17 protein-coding genes are annotated in these 19,655 nt (G+C 61.8%); 6 read left to right on the forward strand and 11 right to left on the reverse strand.

Annotation, left to right across the window (positions count from 1 at the left end; genetic code table 11):
- Positions 1-207: 207 nt before the first annotated feature.
- A complete protein-coding gene (locus BUA94_RS05085; RefSeq protein WP_084081805.1) occupies positions 208-1,794 on the reverse strand; it encodes a SulP family inorganic anion transporter in 1,587 nt (528 codons plus the stop codon).
- A 492-nt stretch (positions 1,795-2,286) separates the two neighbouring features.
- Here BUA94_RS05085 and BUA94_RS05090 point away from each other — a divergent pair, with 492 nt between their 5' ends.
- Positions 2,287-2,886: an AprI/Inh family metalloprotease inhibitor gene (locus tag BUA94_RS05090; RefSeq protein ID WP_139251010.1), complete on the forward strand. Its 600-nt coding sequence runs from the start codon at positions 2,287-2,289 to the stop codon at positions 2,884-2,886.
- Between the two features lie 88 nt (positions 2,887-2,974).
- Here the strand turns inward: BUA94_RS05090 and BUA94_RS23750 are convergent, their stop codons facing one another.
- Positions 2,975-3,961: a VOC family protein gene (locus BUA94_RS23750; protein ID WP_235860445.1), complete on the reverse strand. Its 987-nt coding sequence runs from the start codon at positions 3,959-3,961 to the stop codon at positions 2,975-2,977.
- Positions 3,958-4,599 (reverse strand): TetR/AcrR family transcriptional regulator, encoded by a 642-nt coding sequence (locus BUA94_RS05105; RefSeq protein ID WP_073009614.1) that lies wholly within the window; start codon positions 4,597-4,599, stop codon positions 3,958-3,960. The genes BUA94_RS23750 and BUA94_RS05105 overlap by 4 nt, the downstream gene beginning before the upstream one ends.
- Before the next feature lie 508 nt (positions 4,600-5,107).
- On the opposite strand from BUA94_RS05105, the gene BUA94_RS05110 reads away from it, so the two are divergent.
- Together BUA94_RS05110 and BUA94_RS05115 are read left to right on the forward strand one after the other, a co-directional pair.
- Positions 5,108-6,292, forward strand: coding sequence for an aminotransferase (locus BUA94_RS05110; RefSeq protein WP_073009617.1), 1,185 nt, complete (start codon positions 5,108-5,110; stop codon positions 6,290-6,292).
- A gap of 21 nt (positions 6,293-6,313) precedes the next feature.
- On the forward strand, positions 6,314-7,342 hold the full coding sequence (locus tag BUA94_RS05115; protein WP_073009619.1) for an asparaginase: 1,029 nt from the start codon (positions 6,314-6,316) through the stop codon (positions 7,340-7,342).
- Between the two features lie 444 nt (positions 7,343-7,786).
- Here BUA94_RS05115 and BUA94_RS05120 read toward each other — a convergent pair whose 3' ends face one another.
- Positions 7,787-9,244, reverse strand: coding sequence for a TIGR03808 family TAT-translocated repetitive protein (locus tag BUA94_RS05120; protein WP_073009621.1), 1,458 nt, complete (start codon positions 9,242-9,244; stop codon positions 7,787-7,789).
- 57 nt (positions 9,245-9,301) lie between these two features.
- On the reverse strand, positions 9,302-10,300 hold the full coding sequence (gene meaB, locus BUA94_RS05125) for a methylmalonyl Co-A mutase-associated GTPase MeaB (RefSeq protein ID WP_073009623.1): 999 nt from the start codon (positions 10,298-10,300) through the stop codon (positions 9,302-9,304).
- A 133-nt stretch (positions 10,301-10,433) separates the two neighbouring features.
- On the opposite strand from meaB, the gene BUA94_RS05130 reads away from it, so the two are divergent.
- Positions 10,434-11,465 (forward strand): phytanoyl-CoA dioxygenase family protein, encoded by a 1,032-nt coding sequence (locus tag BUA94_RS05130; protein WP_073009625.1) that lies wholly within the window; start codon positions 10,434-10,436, stop codon positions 11,463-11,465.
- A gap of 188 nt (positions 11,466-11,653) precedes the next feature.
- On the opposite strand, the gene BUA94_RS05135 is transcribed toward BUA94_RS05130, so the two are convergent.
- From BUA94_RS05135 to BUA94_RS05160, 6 genes are all read right to left on the reverse strand, one after another.
- Entirely contained in the window at positions 11,654-12,241 is a 588-nt protein-coding gene (locus tag BUA94_RS05135; RefSeq protein ID WP_073009627.1) for a DUF1131 family protein, read from the reverse strand.
- Positions 12,242-12,510: 269 nt separating this feature from the next.
- Entirely contained in the window at positions 12,511-13,092 is a 582-nt protein-coding gene (locus BUA94_RS05140) for an LOG family protein (protein ID WP_073009629.1), read from the reverse strand.
- A 73-nt stretch (positions 13,093-13,165) separates the two neighbouring features.
- The gene (locus BUA94_RS05145) at positions 13,166-13,870 is read right to left on the reverse strand and encodes an SDR family oxidoreductase (RefSeq protein ID WP_073009631.1); all 705 of its coding nucleotides are present in this window, start codon (positions 13,868-13,870) and stop codon (positions 13,166-13,168) included.
- Positions 13,871-13,967: 97 nt separating this feature from the next.
- Positions 13,968-15,356: a dipeptidase gene (locus BUA94_RS05150; RefSeq protein WP_073009633.1), complete on the reverse strand. Its 1,389-nt coding sequence runs from the start codon at positions 15,354-15,356 to the stop codon at positions 13,968-13,970.
- Between the two features lie 148 nt (positions 15,357-15,504).
- Positions 15,505-16,638, reverse strand: coding sequence for a helix-turn-helix transcriptional regulator (locus BUA94_RS05155; protein WP_073009635.1), 1,134 nt, complete (start codon positions 16,636-16,638; stop codon positions 15,505-15,507).
- Between the two features lie 161 nt (positions 16,639-16,799).
- Complete coding sequence (locus tag BUA94_RS05160; RefSeq protein ID WP_073009637.1) at positions 16,800-18,362, reverse strand: helicase HerA-like C-terminal domain-containing protein; 1,563 nt, start codon at positions 18,360-18,362, stop codon at positions 16,800-16,802.
- A 172-nt stretch (positions 18,363-18,534) separates the two neighbouring features.
- Here BUA94_RS05160 and BUA94_RS05165 point away from each other — a divergent pair, with 172 nt between their 5' ends.
- The gene (locus BUA94_RS05165; RefSeq protein ID WP_073009640.1) at positions 18,535-18,921 is read left to right on the forward strand and encodes a hypothetical protein; all 387 of its coding nucleotides are present in this window, start codon (positions 18,535-18,537) and stop codon (positions 18,919-18,921) included.
- Positions 18,922-18,967: 46 nt separating this feature from the next.
- Positions 18,968-19,375, forward strand: coding sequence for a DUF4332 domain-containing protein (locus tag BUA94_RS05170; protein ID WP_073009643.1), 408 nt, complete (start codon positions 18,968-18,970; stop codon positions 19,373-19,375).
- Positions 19,376-19,655: the final 280 nt, after the last annotated feature.

Raw genomic sequence — 19,655 nt, forward strand, 5'->3', positions numbered from 1 at the left:
GGCTTTCTAGCTTCCATAGCGCGGGGAGCACAATCGCGAAGCTCTGCAAATGAGTAGGCCCCGGGTCTCGCGCTGCTCGCCCGGGGTGACCATCGAGGGACACCCCGGTCATCGAACAGACGTGATGACTGATGAAGGGGCTGTCTTCGTCATAAAAAAACGCCGCGGTGGGAAAGCCGCGGCGTTTGTGTTTCTCGGAGAGGGCGGTCAGCTCTTCGCGGGAGCCGGGTCGAATTTGTGGCCGTAGTCGACGGCGACTTCGTAATCCGGGTCTTCCAGCACGGAGACTTCCACCAGAGGGCCGGCCTTGGACAGAAGCTTCTGGCAGTCCGGCGACAGGTGGCGCAGGTGCAGCCGCTTGCCGAGTGCACCATATTTTGACGCCAGCGCATCAACGGCTTCCAGGCCCGAGTGATCGACAACACGGCTGTCGATGAAGTCGATGACCACATCTTCCGGATCATTGGCGATGTCGAAAAGGTCCTGGAACCGGGTGGTCGAGCCGAAGAACAGCGGGCCGGAGAGGCGGTAGACCTTCCAGCCTTCCTTGGAGGTGCCGGTGCGGGCGCTGATGCGGCTCGCGGCATTCCAGGCATAGGCGAGAGCGGAGATGATCACGCCGACCACCACGGCCACTGCCAGATCCGAATAGACGGTCACGCCGGTCACCAGCACGATGACGATCGCATCGGTCATGGGGATGCGGTGCATGATCTTCAGGCTCGTCCAGGCAAAGGTGCCGATCACGACCATGAACATCACGCCGACAAGCGCCGCCACCGGAATGCGCTCGATCAGGGGCGAGGCAAACAGAATGAAGGACAGGAGCAGCAGAGCGGCGACGATGCCGGAAATGCGGGTGCGGGCACCGGACTTCACGTTGATCATCGATTGGCCGATCATGGCGCAGCCGCCCATGCCGCCGAAGAACCCGGTGACCACGTTGGCCGCGCCCTGGGCCAGACATTCCTTGGAGGCACCGCCCTTGGTGCCGGTCAAGTCGGCAACGAGGTTCAGGGTCAAAAGGGATTCGATCAGGCCAATAGCGGCGAGGATCAGGGCGTAGGGGCCGATGATCTTCAGCGTCTCAAGGGTCAGGGGAACCATCGGGATATGGAATTCCGGCAGACCGCCGGCGATGGAGGCAAGGTCGCCAACCGAGCGGGTGTCGAGGCCAAGGCCCAGAACGATGGCCGAGCAGGCCAGAATGCCGGCCAGCGGCGCCGGGAAGGCGGTGGTCAGTTTCGGCAGCAGCCAGATCACGGCCATGGTCATCGCCACAAGGCCGAGCATCAGATAGAGATCCAGCCCGGCAATCCAGGTCAGGCCGCCTGCGCCATCCGGCACCTTGAACTGGCCGAGCTGGGCCAGGAAGATGACGATGGCGAGGCCATTGACGAAGCCGAGCATCACCGGATGGGGCACCATGCGGATGAACTTGCCCCACTTGAGCAGGCCGACGGCGATCTGGATGAGCCCCATCAGCACGACGGTGGCAAAGAGATACTCGACACCATGGGTGGCAACCAGCGACACCATGACCACGGCGAGGGCGCCGGTTGCGCCCGAGATCATGCCCGGGCGGCCGCCGAAGACGGCAGTGATCAGGCCGATGAAGAAGGCTGCATAGAGGCCGACCAGCGGGTTGACCCCCGCCACAAAGGCGAAGGCCACGGCTTCGGGAACGAGGGCCAGCGCAACGGTCAGACCGGCGAGAAGTTCGGTCTTGATGCGCGACGGGGTGAGTTTGACGTCTTCAGCAACGGAAAGAGGCGCGGCGGCGCGTGCTGTCACGGGGATCTCCAGCTCTTGGCTCAGGGAATGAACTGCCACGCCCGCCAGAGATGCAACAGATAATCTGCCGCAAAGGAGCGTGAGGATTTCAGGATTTGCGAGGCTTTTACTCGCTTTTCTGTAAGTCAGCAAGTCAGTGCCGGGGATGTTTGCCGTAATCATCCAGCATTTTGCAGCAATTGCGGCCCTGTTGGTGACCGGTGAAACTCGAGTTCATCGCAAAGAGTTCAGCCCGGAAGCATTGGAAGGGCATGCCTTGTTCTGGGGTTCGCAATTTGAAGGCATTGCCTGTTGTCAAAGACGTATCCGCTGCTCCACGAGATCTTGCCGCGCGAACGGTTCATCGAATTGAAGCTTGTTTGATTGCTCTGCATTAAGACGCCGGTGAGCATGTTCGAATACATCCGGCGCTATTGTCCCTTTGATAAGTCTTTTTAGGAGTTTGGGTTGTATTTTTCGCTTCAATTCTCGTTTTGATAGATTGGAAAGCGCGTGATCTCAGGAAAAATGCTTGTTTGCGGACTGTTGGCATCTGCGGTTCTTTCAGGATGTCAAAGCGATGGTCCTGCCGAAAGCTATCAGCGTCCTTCGGGCTATGGTGTCTCTGAACCCGGCTGGATCAGTCCTCCGCCGGTCGGTGGCCAGATCAGCCGGGACTATTCCAGTTCACGGACAAGAACCTGGGTCAGCGAAGATGGAACACGCCACACGCGCAGTTCCGGAAGCAATGTCCGTGTTTCCATGGACCCCAATGCGGCGGCAGGCATGATGTCTGATCTGATCGGGGGAGGCGGCCGGTCAGCCTATCCGACTGCCGCAAACCCGGAAGCCTATCTTGGCAAATGGCGGGTAGCGGCCGCCGGACGGGAATGCGAACTGACCTTGAGCCAGGGACGGGCAAGCGGAGGGCGGGCTTCCGTCTTCGGCTGCATGAACACGGATCTGATCAAGGTCGGATCCTGGAGCCTGAGGGGATATGAGCTGGTTCTGTCCAGTTTCGTTGGCGATCCGGTCGCAAGCCTGCGCATCACGCAGCCAAACAGGATGGATGGCCGGATCCAGGGCGGGGAGCCGATGACCATCTGGCGTTAAAGCCTCAGGTCTCGCGCCCCCTTTGTCTCCTGACGAGGAGCCCTGATCACGTGGCCCTGGTCACTTGGCCCTGATCACGCGGATTATGTCATGCGGCCTGGGCGGCGGCTTCCAGTCCTGAGATGTCGATCCTGGTCATGCTCATCAGTGCCGACTGGACCCTTGCGGCCTGGCCGGGGCCGCCCTGGGACATCAGCCGGGGCAAGGCCTTGGGGACGATCTGCCAGTGAATGCCGAACCGGTCCTGGATCCAGCCGCAGTTGCCAGGCTGTCCGCCTTTCTCACTCAACTTTTGCCAAAGGCGATCTGTTTCCGGCTGGTCTTCGGTCAGAACCGAAATGGAGGACAGGAAGCTCGGCTGGGCCTGCGGATTGCCGTTCATGGTCATGTAGGGGGTTCCGGCAAGCGTGAACTCCACCACCAGCTCCGGTCCGGCCGGATCCGGACGGTAGACCGCATCAATCCGACTATCGGGCAGGAGGGAGACGTAAAACTCGGCAGCAAGGAGCGCATCCTTTTCCAGAAACAGCGAGGTGCGAACCTTTGCCTTGAATTCCGGAACCTTGAAGTCAGGGGCCCGGGATTGGGCCGCGATTTCCTGGCTGAGGGTTTCAAGTTGATCGGACGCGGCCTTCCAGCCGTCCTTGAAGCCCATTTCAAGATGCCGCTGCTTGTCTTCCTCCCTGGAGTGGCGAGCTCCCCAGATGAACCGCGTCGCCCCCTCGCCGGTATCTTCCAGCCGGACATAGCCGGTCATGAAGGACGTGGGCTGGGGGACGAAATCTTCCTGATAGGCGTCGGTGAAGGTCAGGGCCTCGCCGGGGATGACTTCCAGGTAGATGCCGGGGCATTCCATCCGTTCCCCTTCCGGGCCCTCCATGACCACATTGAACCGGCCGCCGGGGCGTAGCTTCATGTCCGCCCTGGAAACCCGCCAGGGCTTCGGGCAGAACCACTGCATCAGCAGTTCCGGCTCAACCCAGCAGCGCCAGACAGCCTGGCGCGGGGCAGGGATGATCCGTTCAAGTTCCAGCCCAAGGGGTGTTTCCCGGTATGTGACATCGCTATGGGTCATGACATGTCTCCTCCTTCGACATGAGGTGATTGATAAATCTGGCGGATGTAGCGGATCAGGTGGTCGATGCTGTCGCGCACGATTTCCGCGTCGCCGCTCGCCTTGGCCAGAACGAAGGCCCCTTGCAGAACGGCCTGGGTATGAAGCGCAAGGCTTGCGGCTCCACCCGGAAGCGTGATGCCGCGATCATTGGCGGCTGCTTCCATATCGGCTTCCAGGGTCTGGGCATGTCCGAAGATGCTGTCGTGGCAGGCGTCCCGGATCTCCGGGGCGCTGAGGTGAACGTCCTGCACCATGGTGCCAACGTGGCAGGTGTATTCCGCCACTTCACCCCGCACGAGATCCTTGCGGAAGTCCAGATAGCCGAGCACCCGGTCCAGAGGATCTTGCGGCAGGTGATAGGGGGCTGCCGCAAAGAGGGCGCTTGTAATCTGCGACCAGTGCCGGGCCGAGGCGACGGCCAGATCGTCCTTGGAGCGGAAGTGGTGAAAGAACGCGCCCTTGGTCACCCCTGCATCCTTGCAAAGGTCGTCCACGGTTGTGGCTGTGTAGCCCTTGGTGCGGATCAGCCTCAGGGCCGAGGCAAGAAGCTTCTCCCGGGCATCGGGCTTGCGGGGAGATAAAGGTGTCTGTGTCATGAAATGATAATACCGACTAGTTGGTATGTTGTAAAGTATGTGTAGGGGATGCGGATCTGTAACAGCATGTCGTTGTCTAGGGATCTCTAGCGTAAGTGCGCCTGCTGCCCTCGGGCTTTCCCCCATCGGTCACCCCGGCCGCAGGCAAAGCCGGAGAGCCGGGGCCCACTCATGTGCAGAGCGGTGGCGGTTTCGCACAGAGGCGCGTCCCGAATTGGAGTTGGTTCAAATGAGAAGAGGACGTGCAGGGAAGATCCCTGAACACTTTGCCTGAAGATCCGCGAGTTGACCCCGGGTCTCGCGGTGCTCGCCCGGGGTGACCCGTGGGGAAGTGTGGAAGGTCGATAAACGCCTGCGTTTGCGTCAAAATTTCGAGGGTTGTGGCCATTATTCAGACGGGATGGCGTACAGCAACCGGGGGCTTGGGCCTCGACGTTGCCTTCCCCTCCAGCTACAACGCCGGAAAAGGCCTTTGTGGCGCGTGAGTCTCCTGGGAGGAACATCTCCAATGAAGCCGACGAACCCCGTTTTTACCGGACTGCCCACCACTGTGTTCGAGACCATGTCCCGTCTCGCGGTGGCGCATCAGGCGGTCAATCTGGGACAGGGGTTTCCGGATGTGGATGGCCCTCTCGACATTCGCAAACTGGCGGCCAAGGCCCTGATCGACGGGCCGAACCAGTATCCGCCCATGCTCGGCCTGCCGGAGCTGCGCCAGGCGGTGGCAGCGGCGAACAAGCGCTTCTATGGTCTGGATGTCGACTGGCAGACCCAGGTGGTCGTGACGTCCGGGGCGACAGAAGCCCTGACCGATTGCATTCTCGCCCTGATCGAGCCGGGAGACGAAGTGATCCTGGTCGAACCGCTTTATGATTGCTATCTGCCGCTGGTGAAGCGGGCAGGGGGCATTCCGGTGCGCCTGCGGGTTTCTCCGCCTGCCTGGAAGCTGGATCTGGTCGCATTGGCCAGTGCCTTCACCGAGAACACCAAGGCCATCCTCATCAACAATCCGATGAACCCGACGGCGAAGGTCTTCAACGAGACGGAACTGGCCGCCATTGCCAGCCTCTGCGTCCAGCATGATGTCTTTGCCATTTGCGATGAGGTCTATGAGCATCTGGTGTTTGACGGGGTAGCCCATCGTCCGCTGATGACGTTCGACGGCATGGATGACCGCTGCGTGCGCATCGGATCGGCCGGGAAAACCTTTTCGCTCACCGGCTGGAAGGTCGGCTATGTCACCGGCTCTGCCCATCTGATCGATCCCATCGCCAAGGCCCATCAGTATGTGACCTTCACCACGCCGCCGAACCTGCAGAAGGCGGTGGCCTTCGGCCTTGGCAAGGATGACGCCTATTACGAGGATCTTTCCGGCGATCTGGCCGCAAAGCGGGACCGGATGGCTGCGGGCCTGACCCATCTGGGCTTCGGTGTCCTGCCCTGTGCGGCGACCTATTTCCTCACCTGCGACATCACCGGTCTCGGGCTGGGCGATACGGATGTCGATGTTTGCCGCCGGATGGTGGAAGAAGCAGGCGTTGCCGCTGTTCCCGTTTCTGCCTTCTATGCGGGCGAAGCCTCGACGGATTTCATCCGGTTCTGTTTCTGCAAGCAGGATCATGTGCTGGATGAGGCACTCGACCGCCTTGGCCGCTGGATTGCCAGCGCCCGCACGGTGGACGCTGCCCAATAAACGCCAAGTCAAGGAAAGCCGATGACCCATCCCGTGACCGTTGAAGTGACCCGTGGTGATCTGGTCGAGTGCCGTCACCGGGGCTCCCTTGCCGTTGTCGACAGCGCAGGCGAGGTCATCTGCGCCATTGGCGACATCGAGCAGCGGGTGTTTCCGCGTTCGGCCATCAAAGCCCTGCAGGCCCTGCCGCTGGTGGAATCCGGGGCTGCCGAAGCGCTGGAACTGGATGACGCGGAGCTGGCGCTTGCCTGCTCGTCCCACAATGGCGAAGCGGTGCATGTGAGCGCGGCGCGGGTCATGTTGCTGAAGGCAGGCCTGAGCGAAGAGGATCTGGAGTGCGGCACCCATTGGCCGAAGCGGCTGGAAGATGTGGCAGCGCTCGTGCGCGCCGATGAAGCGCCAGGACCACTCTACAACAATTGCTCGGGCAAGCATGCGGGCTTCCTGACTCTTGCCAAGGTTCTGGGCATGCCGACGAGGGGCTATGTCTCCAAGGATCACCCGATCCAGCAGGAAATCCGCAAGGTCATCGAGGAGTTCACCTGCGCACCGGTGAGCGAGGATGTCTGCGGCATCGACGGCTGTTCGATCCCGACCTATGCCAGTCCGCTCAAGGGCCTTGCGCGTGCCTTTGCCGTGTTCGGCACCGGGGAAGGGCTGGAGCCTGACCGGGCAGAGGCTTGCGAGAAGCTCTATGAGGCCTGCGTCAACGAGCCCTTCATGGTGGCTGGAACCGGCCGGTTCTGCACGGATGTCATGGCAGCTTTCCGGGGACGGGTCTTTGCCAAGACCGGCGCCGAAGGCGTGTTCTGTGCCTCTGTTCCGGAACTGGGCTACGGCATCGCCCTCAAATGCGATGACGGTGCCACCCGCGGTTCGGAAGCCATGATGGCCACCTGCCTGGAAATCATGCTCGATCTCTCTGTCGAGGAGCGCAAGGTCCTTGCCCGTTTTGCCAACCCGGCGGTTCTGACCCGCAAGGACGTGAAGGCCGGCGAAGTCCGTCCGTCCCATGAGTTTGTCGAAGCGCTGAGAGCGGCACTGGCCTGATAAGTTCGGCTGTTACCCTCACCCCAACCCTCTCCCTGAAGGGAGAGGGAGCAGGCTCAGGCGTGTGGATGGGTTTGCCTTAGGCTGCAGGTTTACCTCCCGGCCAACCTCTCTGTGAACGCAAACCTCTCCTCCTTCCACCTCTCCCAAGTCTGGGAGAGGTCGCCGCACAGCGGCGGGTGAGGGTTGGACCGGGATCGCGAGGCCGGGGCGGAGCAAGCAAAGAGTATCAGACCCTTTCCCGCAGCTTCGCTGTATCCCTCACCCCAACCCTCTCCCTGAAGGGAAAGGGAGCAGGCTCAGGCGTGTGGAGGTGCCTGGGGTCACTTCAAGCTGGCCGAATGTCCCTCAATCAGAAACGTTCTGTAGTCCCCAAACCTCTCCTCCTTCTACCTCTCCCAAGCCTGGGAGAGGTCGCCGCATAGCGGCGGGTGAGGGTTGGGCTCAGCCGGAAATGCTGTTGCTGCTTACCGCGATGTTGGGAAAGTCCTTCGAGCCATCCAGCTCGCCGGAAGCGATGTCCGTCCAGCGGTAGCCGATGATGCCGCCTGCACGGGCGCCCTGGATGATGTTGCCCATGATCGACGCCTGTCCTCCACCTTCGACGACGCTGACGGCAATGCCCGTTCCGCAATCGCGCAGGATGTTCTGCGAGGCGATGATGTTGCGCAGGTAAGGTCCCCAGCCGAGCAGCATGCCGAAACGGGGAGCGCCTTCGATGACATTGCCGGTCAGGGTCGTGTCCGCCTCAGCTGCGATGCCGATGCCGAAACCGGCTCCTTCCGAAGGATATGGACCTTCGGCGGAGAGGTTGCGGATCAGGTTGCCGGTACAGACGGCCAGCCGGCCACCTTCCAGGAAATTGGCAATCGAAATGCCGGTGGTGCCGCCATCGATGATGTTGTTGGCGATCAATGCCCCTTGAAAGGCATATTCGGAATAGATCGCCACTTCGCCGGAGCGCAGGCACGAGTTGCCGGTGATCTGGACATTGGAACCGGTGTTGGAACGGATAGCCGAGAAGGCGCAATCGGTGATCCGGTTGCCGGATATCACCACGCCATGGGCACGGAAGACATTGATGCCGTTGCCCCACTGGCCGGTGCCGCCGTATTTGGCGCCGATCCGCTCGATCCGGTTGCCGCTGACAAGCGTGCCGTCCTCGCCTTCCGACCAGCGGTGCACCCAGATCCCGCCGTTGGCACAATCAGCCACCACATTGTCGCTGATCTGCAGGCCCGTCGCCTCGTTGGAGCGGATGCCCGCCTCTGCCGCGCCAGTCACAGTACACTGGGTCACGCGTCCGGCGCAGCGGTCGAGCAACAGTCCCATGCGGCTGGATCCGGTGATCGTGCAGCCGGAAATGGCAAGATCGGTCACGCCGGAGAAGTGCAGCAGGCCCTCAGTATGATCGCCGATCGGCCGGTTGACCCCGTCGAATGTCAGGCCGGTCAGGCCGATGTTGCGCGTGCCTTCCGAAACGCCGAGCAGTCCGCCGCCGCCCTGATAGACGAGCCGGGTCTGGCCGGGGATGCCGACGATATAGGTGCCTGAAGGAAAGCGCAGGTTTGCGACCGGATAGGTGCCTGCAGGCACGAACAGGGCGCGGCCCTTTTCGACGGCCCGGTTGATGGCGTGCTGGAAGACAGCTGTCTGGTCGTCCGGGCTGTTCGGCACCAGGCCAAAATCGGCGGCGTCAATCGATCCGCGCAGCTCTGCCATCTTCATGAAGTTGCTGGCAGCCTCCGCCCGTGTCCCGGAAAGGGACAGGCCTGCCCCGAAAGCGGACAGGGCCGCTGTCCCGCAAAGAAACGCCCGGCGGCTGAGCCGTGCCTTTTCGGGCCGGGCCTCCGTCTTTTCGGGTGAAACAGTCGTCTCATAAGGGTGCTTGAGCTGGGTCATGCCACTTGTAGAGCAAGGCCCATGCCCGAATGTCTGACGAGAAGCGAAGTGTTTTCGTCAGACCCCGATGAGGCCGGCAATCTCTTCGACAGCCATGGAGACGGCGGTCTCGCCGCCGCGCACGCTCAGCTCCAGTTCCTTCAGCCGGTCGGCGGTGCGCGTGTCGTTCTTCAAGGCTTCCATCATCCGCTGCTGAAGCAGGTCCCACATCCAGGCCACCTGCTGATCGGCACGGCGCTTCTGGAACTCTCCTGTCGCAGTCATCTTCGCCCGGTGCTGCTCGATCTGCTCCCAGAGAGCGTCCAGACCTTCGTTGGAAAGGCCCGAGATCGTGACTACGGGCGGGTGCCATGTGGGAGAGCGGGGGGCGAGGATGTGAAGGGCTGCGCGATAGTCCGAGGCTGCCGACCTAGCCCGGAGGGCTCCGTCCCCGTCGGCCTTGTTGACTGCGATCATGTCGGCGATCTCCAGAACGCCCTTCTTGATGCCCTGAAGCTCGTCTCCGGCGCCCGGCAGCATCAAGACCAGAAAGAAATCCACCATTTCGGCCACCGTCGTCTCCGACTGGCCGATGCCGACCGTCTCCACCAGGATCACGTCGAACCCGGCGGCTTCGCACAGGAGCATGGTCTCACGGGTCTTGGCCGCAACGCCGCCGAGGGTGCCGGCAGAAGGAGAGGGGCGGATGAAGGCCGCCGGATCGACAGCCAGCCGTGCCATGCGGGTTTTGTCGCCGAGGATCGAGCCGCCGGTGCGGGTCGAGGAGGGGTCGACAGCCAGAACCGCCACCTTGTGGCCAAGTGCCGTCAGGTTGGAGCCGAGCGTGTCGATGGTGGTGGACTTGCCGACGCCCGGAACGCCGGTGATGCCGATCCGCCGGGCGGTGCCTGTGTGCGGCAGCAGGATCTGCACCAGTTCGCGGGCAATGGCCCGGTGCTCTGCCTTGCGCGATTCCACCAGGGTGATGGCCCGGGCGAGAACGGCCCGGTTTCCGGCGAGGATGTCCTCTGCCAAGGCTTTAGGGTCCGGGGCGGCTCTGGTCTGGATCTGGCTCATGCCCAAGCTTTAAACGGGGAATCAGGTCCCGTCACGATGGAACTTGGCGGAAGCGGGTGACCCTGCGGAAGCTGTTTTGCTGCCGCATTCCCCATGCTAGGATCATCAGAAATTTGAAACACAAGGCGATTGAATGAAACCGCTCGACTATCTGAATGCTCCCTTCTGGCTCATGGGTGTTGCGGGAGCGGAAAAGTCCCTGCGCAAGAACCCGATCCTCGGCAGCCCCTATCTCAACCGGAAGGGTCTTCATCGCAATCGGGTGGCCATCGCCGCGAAAATGGCAGCCGCCCGGCGGGAACGGCTGGCCTCAACCTTGAGCGCCGAAGACCGCAAGTCCTTTGACGAGAACGGCTTTTTCCTGACGAAGAACTTCCTGCCAGATGAGCAGTATGAGGCTCTTCGCAAGGAAGTCTTTGGCCAGAAATTCGATGCCCGCGAAATGCGCCAGGGACAGGCTGTGACCCGCATGACCCCGCTGCCGCCGGAGCTCCTGGCCAGAAACCCGGCGCTTGCGAGTGCCGTGCGCGATGCGCGGGCCGTTTCCCAGATCCGCTATGCCGCATCCCAGGGCGGCCAGCCGCTGAGCTTCCTGCAGACGGTGATCGTCAATCCGTCCGATCAGAAGGACCCGCAGGCGGACGTTCATTCCGACACATTCCACGCCACGTCCAAGGCCTGGCTGTTCCTGCAGGATGTGGGCGAGGAAGATGGCCCCTTCTGCTTCGTGCCCGGATCTCATCGGCTGACCCCGGAACGTCTGGAGTGGCAGCATGAATGCTCGCTGACGGCCGCCGCGAATCCGGATGGCCACCACGCCAGCGGTTCCTTCCGCATTCCTCATGAGGATCTGTCGGCTCTGGGCCTGCCCCAGCCGGTGCGCATGGCCGTTCCGGCCAACACCTTGATCGTTGCCGACACTTTTGCCTTCCATGGCCGCACACCGTCGCAGAAGCCGACCATCCGCTGCGAAGTGCACTGGCACATGCGCCGCAATCCGTTCCTGCCCTGGACGGGTCTTGATCCGAAGTCCCTGCCGGGCCTGCGCGAGCGGGAGCTTCAGCTGTTCATGGCCTATTCGGACGCACGGGAGAAATATCTCAAGAAGCCGCATATCTGGCGGCCGGTTGGCGAGGTCGAAATCAACGCACCGGCTCAGATCTGAGGAGCCGCAACCGGGCTTGAAGAAAAGCCCTTCAGTCACGCTTTCCCGGACGCAGCGAAGCTAAAGATCCGGGAACTCCGATTTCTAACCTTTTGAAATAAAAGGTTCAGCTTAGGTCCCGGCTCAAGGCCGGGACGGCGCGGAGGGAATTGCGAAGGTCTTTTGCTTCTCTGCCGCGCTCTGCTGGGTCAGCTCTTCGCGGTCCAGATGATCCGCTGCAGCATGGCGCCGCGCAATTCGCCCTGGGGCGGCAACTGGTCGAAGGGGCCGTCATAGCCGGGAATGGCATAGACGAGCTGAATGTTGTCCGTGCCCTTGGCCTTGCAGATGGCCATGCCGCGCCACAGGTTCCGCCCGTCGCGGCAGTCGCCGCGCGAAGTACCGATTTCGGCAAAGGTCATGCCGATGCGCTCACCGTTCGGGCCAGTGAGGTGATGGGTGACACCGTGGACGGCGCGGACCTTGCCGTTGGAGCCCTTGAAGACCTGCAGCACCTGGAAACCATCGGAGTTGAAGGCGGCAACCACCCATTCGGTGCTGTCTTCTTCGGCTGTCTGGGTGCCACTGGTGGTGAAGCCCGGCAATGCTGCGGCAATCGGCTTTTCGCCGTAGGTCGTGTCCGCATTGATGCCGCCGACGCCAGCGGGCGTGATCTGGACCAGGGTCACGTTGGAGGTGCGCGCGATCTGCAGCGGGCCGTCATCGTCTATGGTCGGCGTACAGGCCGCCAGAGAAAGAGCCATCAGACAGGAAAAGCCGGCGAGCGACAGGCGCATTTTTTATAGTCCTCCGAGGACGGAACTGGGCCCCTGTGCGGATGGGAAAAGCCTTCTCCGCAGCGGGGTTGGACAGGCGGGACCGATCTGCCCTGAAAGGGTGATTTGGCGGCCCGGCCATGAAGTGACCCGGTCCTTACCACCCTTCTTTGCCGGCTGCCAAGAGGTTGCAGGTTGCAGAACTGCGCCTTGGGGATTGCCGCGAGTCTGTTCCGCAGCGGCGGCAGGTGGGCGCCCCTGAAGATTTCCGAAGATCTTGGCCCTCTGCCTCAGGTCTCGTCGCGCTTGATCCACTTCGGGGTCTTCGGCGGCTCGTAGCTGGAAAAGGCCTCCAGCAGCCGGACCGGGTCGGTCTCGGCCAGCATGATGCCGCGCATTTCCGGCTTCATAAAGCCTTCGCCGGTCTGGTGGTCAAGGAAGCTCAGCAGCCCGTCGTAAAAGCCTTCCGTGTTGAGAAAGCCGAGCGGCTTGGAGTGGAAGCCGAGCTGCCCCCAGGTCCAGACTTCGAAGATCTCTTCCAGCGTGCCTGCGCCGCCCGGAAGGGCGATGAAGCCATCGGCCAGTTCCGCCATCTTCGCCTTGCGCTCATGCATGGAGGTGACGATGTGGAGTTCGCTCAAACCCTCGTGGGCCAGTTCCTTTTCCTGCAGCGCCTTGGGCAGAACGCCGATCACGCGTCCGCCAGCGGCCAGCGCACCATCGGCCACTGCGCCCATCAGGCCAACTTTGGCCCCGCCATAGACCAGAGCCAGCCCGCTCGCCGCAATCGCCGCCCCGGTCGTCCGGGCCGCCATTTCATACTCCAGCCGGGTGCCAAAATTAGACCCGCAGAAGACGCAAATCGATTTCATGTTCGCTGAACCCTTTTCAGAAGGGCGGGAAGATAAAGGCGTGGGGCGGGGAGGGCAAGGCGGGGAAATAAGGTCAAACAGAGCGGATGACGCCGCCGTCGACACGGATGCTTTGACCGGTGATGTAGCCTGCACCTTCTGACAGGAGGAAGGTGATGGTTGCCGCGATTTCCTCGGCCTTGCCATATCTCTCCATCGGCACGCTGTCGCGCCGTTCATCGAGCTGCGGCAGGCTGTCGATCCAGCCGGGCAGGACGTTGTTGATGCGGATGCCCTTTGAGGCATAGTCGTCCGCGAAGATCTTGGTGAAGGAGGTCAGGCTCGCCCGGAAGGCTGTCGAGGTCGGAAACATGGCCGTGGGCTGGGTGACCCATGCGGTCGAGATGTTGACGATTGCCCCGCTGCCCTGCGAGACCATGATCGGCGTCACAAGCCGGATCGGCCGAACCGCGCTCAGGAAATAGACTTCCATCCCCTTGTGCCAGTCTTCGTCGGTGATTTCGAGGATCGGAGCGCGGGGACCATGTCCGGCCGAGTTCACAAGAGCATCGATCCGGCCCCACTTGTCCATGGCAAGATCGACCAGCCTCTGAAGATCGGCGGTCTCGAGATTGGATCCGGTAACCCCAACCCCGCCCAGTTCATGGGCCAGCGCCTCGCCTTTGCCGGAGGAAGACAGGATTGCGACCTTGTATCCGTCTGCAGCGAGCTTGCGGGCTGCAGCTGCGCCCATGCCGGAACCGCCAGCTGTGATGAGAGCGACCTTTGCGTCAGACAATTTTGCCTCCGATGAACAAATGGGAAGGAGTTTTGACGCCATGCCTTCTCAAGTCTGGCATGGCGTCAAACATAAATGGGCGCCGTAATCCGGAAGCTTACCCCTTGGACAGTTCGTCCAGGATCCTGGCCCAGGAGCGGATGCCCTTGTGGAAGCTCTTGAGATTGTATTTCTCGTTGGGCGAGTGGATCTGGTCGTCTTCCAGCGCGAAGCCGATCAGGAGGCTGTCCATGCCCAGCATGCGCTTGAAGTCGCCGACGATCGGGATCGAGCCGCCGCAGCCGATGAGGGCCGCTTCCGTGCCCCATTCGGCGGAAAGGGCGTCCTTGCCCTTGGCGAGCGACGGGTTGTTGAAGTCGATCCTGAGCGCGGGGCTGCCTTCCTTGGCAATGAACTCGACGGTGCAATCGGCCGGAACCTTGGAACGCACATAGGCGCGGAAGGCCTCCTGGATCTTTTCCGGGTCCTGGTCGCCGACAAGGCGGAAGGTGAATTTCGCATGGGCTTCGGCCGGGATGACGGTCTTGCTGCCCGGTCCCTGATAGCCGCCCCACATGCCGTTGACTTCGGCGGTCGGGCGCGCCCACAGGTGCTCCAGAGGCAGACGGCCTTTTTCGCCGCGCGGGGTCTTTAGGCCGATCTTGCCCAGGAAGTCTTCCGAGTTAAAGCCCAGGCCGTCCCACATCTTGACGATGTCGTCCGGCAGATCGATCACGCCGTCATAAAAGCCCGGAATGGTGATCTTGCCGTTTTCATCGTGAAGACCTGCAATGATGCTGGCGATGATGTGGTTCGGGTTCTGGGCCGCGCCGCCATAGAAGCCGGAGTGCAGATCGCGGCTGGCGGCCTTGACCACCACTTCGTCGCCGACCATGCCGCGGAGCATGATGGAGATCGCGGGGGTTTCCGCGTTCCACATGGTTGTGTCGCAGACCAGGGCCAGGTCGCAGGAGAGCTCGTCCTTGTTGGCGGTCAGGAACGGGTGGAGCGACGGCGAGCCGGATTCCTCTTCACCTTCGAACAGCACAGTCACATCCACCGGCAGGTTGCCGGTTTCCGCGATATAGGCGCGGGCGGCTTCGACAAAGGTCATCAACTGCCCCTTGTCGTCGGACGAGCCGCGGGCAATGATGATCTTCGAGCCATCCTCACGGGTGACGATGCGGGGTTCGAACGGATCCGTATCCCAGAGCTCCAGCGGGTCCACCGGCTGAACGTCATAATGGCCATAGAACAGCACATGGGGGCCGGGCTTGCCGGATGTGTGATGGCCGACGACCATCGGATGGCCTGTGGTGTCGCGCACGCTGGAGGCAATTCCCGCGCGGGTCAGATCCGCTGCCAGCCACTCGGCAGCAGCCCGGCAATCGGCCTTGTAGGCCGGATCAGTGGAAATGCTCTTGATCTTCAGGAACTCGAACAGGCGTTCGAGGCTGGTGTCGAGATCGGAATCGATCCGTGCGAGGACCTTGTCGAGGGCGCTCATGGCAATCCTTGAATATCTGGACTTTTGTCATGCGGGCGTGGTGGGGCCACGCCCGATAGGAAGCCCTAGATGGCCACAGATGGCGGGATGGCGCAAATGCAAAACCGCAACCGGATGAAAGGCGGCAGGTCTTGATCACAAGTGTCTGTCAGATCTGGGTCAGGAAGCAAAAGCGCTCCAGGCGCGAGATCAGCGCCTTTTGCGAGGTCACGCCGCATTTGGCCATGGCGGTCTTGAGCTGCTTGCGCAGGGTGTCATTCGAAACGTTCCGCTCCACCGCCAGCTCCGCCAGGCTGAGGCCATTGGCAACAGCGCAAACCACGCGGCTTTCCGCCTGGGTGATGCCGAAGAGCTGGCAGAACCGGTCGACTTCCTGCTGGGTAATGGGTGTTTCGCCGGACAGGACAGTCAGGACCATGACCAGGGCAGGGGTGCTGGCGCTGGCGACCTTGGACAGCAGCGGTTCGGCACTGATGAGGCGCACGCCGATCTGCTCCAGGGAAAGATTGCTGGTGGCCAGGAACTCAAGACTGCGCGGGGCAGGGTCCTGGCGCATGCGCGCCCACAGCTCAATCCAGGTCGCCTGTGCCGCCCGGTCTGCAAAGCCGATCTGCCGGTGGCGCTGCTTCAGGACGCCGGAGCGAATGAAATGCTCGGCCATGGAGTTGGCGAAAAGCACCTGCCCGAAAGCGTCGAACAGCAGAACGGCCTTGCCGGACTTGCTCCACAGGTCTCCGAGGGAATTGCGCTGGAGCTGCAGGTCGCGGTTGGTCGTGTAGACCCGAACAGCCTGTTTCAGGCTGGTGAGCTGGCGGGACAGGCGGCTGATCTGGTCGGCCGAGAAGGGATCCGCATCGCGGGCAGGAGCCACGCCGAAACCGCCAAAGATATCGTCCGCCGCAAGCAGGGAAATCACCTGGTTGCGCATGCCGCTGCGGGACATGAGGTCGTTGTAGATGGCGCTTTTCTGGCGCTCCTCCTCCGTCAGAACCTGATGCTCCAGCAACATCGTGTTGACGGGACTGCCGAGGACGCGGGGAATGCGCGGGTCGATCGAGATGTAGTCCTGAATGTAGCTTGTGTAGGCGAATTCATCGACCTTGCCGTAGTGAACGTCGACAGGCTGGGCTCCCGCCTTCTCGATCAGGATCAGATTGACCGCACCTCCCCCTACGTAGTCGGAGAGACGTTCCAGGCTCGAAGTCCAGTTCTCCGGCGCAAGGGCTGCTTCAAAGAAGCTGTCCTGAAGCGCTATTTCTTCTTGAGGGGGGGAGAAAGACATGAGGCTCAGGCAGAAAAACGATCATCTGGGACAAGGGTTTCTGAAACAATTTTTAGAAAATGTTTCCAGATGTGTCCAGTATTCTTGCCTGATTATATGGATCCTGACTGAAAAGATTTGAAACTTACCAGTCAGGATAGTTGTAATTTTTCCTGATGCTCTCAGAAGCCGCGCTTCAGCGATCCGAGGACGCCGCGCACAAGGGCCCGCCCAAGGGATGATCCGAGACTGCGGGCTGCCGATTTCAGGCCAGCTTCCAGCACGCTGTCCCGGCTTGAGCTGCGCTGCGTCCGCTGGCGGGTGCTGGCGGGGCGGGGACGGTCATCCCGGCCGAAGTCAGGAATCTGGAAACCGGAGCGCGTCCTGCGCGGCGCACCCTCTCGGGAGGCAACCCGGTCTTCCTCGGCGCGCTGCCGTTCTTCCTGGCGCTGCTTGACCTGAGCCCGCTCCATCAGCAGCTCATAGGCGGATTCCCGGTCCCGCGAGCGGTCGTAGAGCCCGAAAATCGGACTGGTCTGGATCATCGTCCGCCGCTCGGCCTCCGTTACGGGACCAAGGCGGGACGAGGGCGGGCGCACAAGGGTGCGCTGGACGATCGAGGGGACGCCCTTGCCTTCCAGGGTGGATACCAGCGCTTCGCCGACGCCCAGTTCCGTAATCACACGTTCCGTGTCGAGCTCCGGATTGGGGCGGAAAGTCTCGGCTGCGGCGCGCACCGCCTTCTGGTCGCGGGGGGTGAAGGCGCGCAGGGCATGCTGCACCCGGTTGCCAAGCTGGGACAGCACGGTTTCGGGCACGTCTGTCGGGTTTTGGGTGACGAAATAGACGCCGACGCCCTTGGAGCGGATCAGCCGCACGACCTGTTCCACCTTCTCCACCAGCGCCTTGGGCGCGCCATTGAAAAGGAGGTGGGCTTCATCGAAGAAGAACACCAGCTTGGGCTTTTCCGGATCGCCGACTTCGGGAAGCTCTTCAAAGAGCTCGGACAAGAGCCAGAGCAGGAACACGGCATAGAGCCGGGGCGACTGCATCAGTTTGTCGGCGGCCAGGATGCTGACCATGCCGCGTCCGTCGGGAGCCGTGCGCATCAGGTCGCGGATGTCGAGGGCCGGTTCGCCGAAGAGCAGGTCGCCGCCCTGACGCTCCAGCACCAGGAGCCGCCGCTGGATGGCGCCGATAGAGGCCTTGGAAACATTGCCATAATGGCGCGAGAGTTCATCGGCGCGGTCTGCCACATGGGCGAGCATCGCCCTCAGATCCTTCATGTCGAGGAGCAGCAGGCCTTCGTCATCCGCCAGTTCGAACAGGACGTTCAGCACCCCTTCCTGAGTGTCGTTCAGCTCCAGAAGACGGGACAGCAGCAGCGGCCCGACCTCGGACACGGTGGTGCGGACTGGATGGCCCTGTTCGCCGTAAAGGTCCCAGAAGATGGCGGGGAAGGCTTCGTAGTTGTAACGGCCGGAGAAGCCGATCGCCTCAGCGCGCTTTTCCAGGAAATCCTTGGAGGTGCCGCAGGCCGCGATGCCGGAAAGATCCCCCTTCACATCGGCGCAGAACACCGGAACACCGGCTGCGGAAAAGCCCTCGGCGAGGATCTGGAGGGAAACGGTCTTGCCTGTACCGGTCGCGCCGGTGATCAATCCGTGCCGGTTGGCCAGTTTCAGCGTCAGTATCTCGTCCTTGCCGTTGCTGCCACCGATATAGATGCTCTCCAAAGCCGTCACGTCTTCCCCCGATCCCCTTGCGTCATTCGACGAATTGCCTGTGCGTTCGTCCCTGCGTCAACTGCTTCACACGGTCGACGGCAGGTCCCTCTTGCGTGTATAGCCGTAGACCTGCCGGGCAGGCCACGTTTTTCCGCTTGCCGGACCTTGTTAGAACAGCCGGGAGCCGTTTATGGAAACCCTTATTTCCGCGATCATGACCAAGACCGGTCTTGATGAAGACACCACCCGCGAAGCGGTGGCGATCATTTTGTCTTTTTTGAACAAGGAAGCTCCGGCCGAGCGCATGCAGCAGGTGTTTGACGTGCTGCCGGGGGCGGCCGAACTGGTGGCTGCCCGTGGCGCTAAGTCCAAGGGCGGTCTTCTTGCCGGCCTCGGTGCAATGGTGCCGGGCATGGGCGCAATGAACGCCCTGAACGAGCTTTCCGCGGCCGGTCTGGAGATGGGCCAGATCCAGACCGTGGTGAAGACCCTTGTTCAGATTGCGAGGGAAAAAGCCGGGGATGAGGCAGTTGACGAGGTGATTTCTTCCATCCCGGGATTGAGTCAGATCGTCTAATTGCCGCTAATGGAGCTTCATTGACCATAAGGGAAGTGAGGGAACAATGTCTTATCCGATCATTGATATTGAAGGTATCGGTCCTGTCTATGCTGCCAAACTGGGCGAGCAGGGGATCAAGACAACCGGCGACTACCTGGAGCACGCAAAGGATCCGAAGGGACGCAAGGCACTGGCGGAAGCCACCGGCATTGACGACTCCCGCATCCTCAAGTGGGCCAACATGGCCGACCTGATGCGCATCAAGGGCGTTGGCGAAGAATATTCGGAACTGCTTGAAGCTGCCGGTGTCGACACCGTGAAGGAACTCAAGCACCGGAACGCCGAAAACCTCACCGCCAAGATGGCGGAAGTGAACGAGACGAAGAAGCTGGTGCGCCAGGTGCCGAGCGAGAGCCAGGTGGCCAAGTGGGTCGAACAGGCCAAGGAACTGCCTCCGGTCCTGACCTACTGACACAGCCTCGTCTGCCAGATCTGAAAACACCCCGGTCTTTGGGAAAAGGCCGGGGTGTTTTGCTTGAGGCACAGGCATCACTGATCGGCTTTCCGGCCGTAGGCGCAGCCGGAGAGCCGGGGCTACTCGTTTGCAGAGAGGTTCTAAAGGGAGGTGAGCTGCTGGTCAAAGCCGTCGGGACTGACTTTGCGCGATCTGCGAGGTCCCGGATCGCTCTGGCAATGAGTGGGTCCCGGATCTCCGCTGTGCTGCGTCCGGGATGACCTCGGAAGGGTGTCGA

Source organism: Roseibium suaedae (assembly GCF_900142725.1).
In the GTDB taxonomy this organism is placed as follows: Bacteria; Pseudomonadota; Alphaproteobacteria; order Rhizobiales; family Stappiaceae; genus Roseibium; species Roseibium suaedae.

What these genes read in the sequence shown, in the direction of transcription:
- BUA94_RS05150 (WP_073009633.1), bottom strand. Translation starts at nt 15,356, where the DNA reads ATGAGCGCCCTCGACAAGGTCCTCGCACGGATCGATTCCGATCTCGAC.
- BUA94_RS05130 (WP_073009625.1), top strand. Translation starts at nt 10,434, where the DNA reads ATGAAACCGCTCGACTATCTGAATGCTCCCTTCTGGCTCATGGGTGTT.
- BUA94_RS05120 (WP_073009621.1), bottom strand. Translation starts at nt 9,244, where the DNA reads ATGACCCAGCTCAAGCACCCTTATGAGACGACTGTTTCACCCGAAAAG.
- BUA94_RS05165 (WP_073009640.1), top strand. Translation starts at nt 18,535, where the DNA reads ATGGAAACCCTTATTTCCGCGATCATGACCAAGACCGGTCTTGATGAA.
- BUA94_RS05105 (WP_073009614.1), bottom strand. Translation starts at nt 4,599, where the DNA reads ATGACACAGACACCTTTATCTCCCCGCAAGCCCGATGCCCGGGAGAAG.
- BUA94_RS05115 (WP_073009619.1), top strand. Translation starts at nt 6,314, where the DNA reads ATGACCCATCCCGTGACCGTTGAAGTGACCCGTGGTGATCTGGTCGAG.
- BUA94_RS23750 (WP_235860445.1), bottom strand. Translation starts at nt 3,961, where the DNA reads ATGACCCATAGCGATGTCACATACCGGGAAACACCCCTTGGGCTGGAA.
- BUA94_RS05170 (WP_073009643.1), top strand. Translation starts at nt 18,968, where the DNA reads ATGTCTTATCCGATCATTGATATTGAAGGTATCGGTCCTGTCTATGCT.
- BUA94_RS05155 (WP_073009635.1), bottom strand. Translation starts at nt 16,638, where the DNA reads ATGTCTTTCTCCCCCCCTCAAGAAGAAATAGCGCTTCAGGACAGCTTC.
- BUA94_RS05140 (WP_073009629.1), bottom strand. Translation starts at nt 13,092, where the DNA reads ATGAAATCGATTTGCGTCTTCTGCGGGTCTAATTTTGGCACCCGGCTG.
- BUA94_RS05135 (WP_073009627.1), bottom strand. Translation starts at nt 12,241, where the DNA reads ATGCGCCTGTCGCTCGCCGGCTTTTCCTGTCTGATGGCTCTTTCTCTG.
- BUA94_RS05110 (WP_073009617.1), top strand. Translation starts at nt 5,108, where the DNA reads ATGAAGCCGACGAACCCCGTTTTTACCGGACTGCCCACCACTGTGTTC.
- meaB (WP_073009623.1), bottom strand. Translation starts at nt 10,300, where the DNA reads ATGAGCCAGATCCAGACCAGAGCCGCCCCGGACCCTAAAGCCTTGGCA.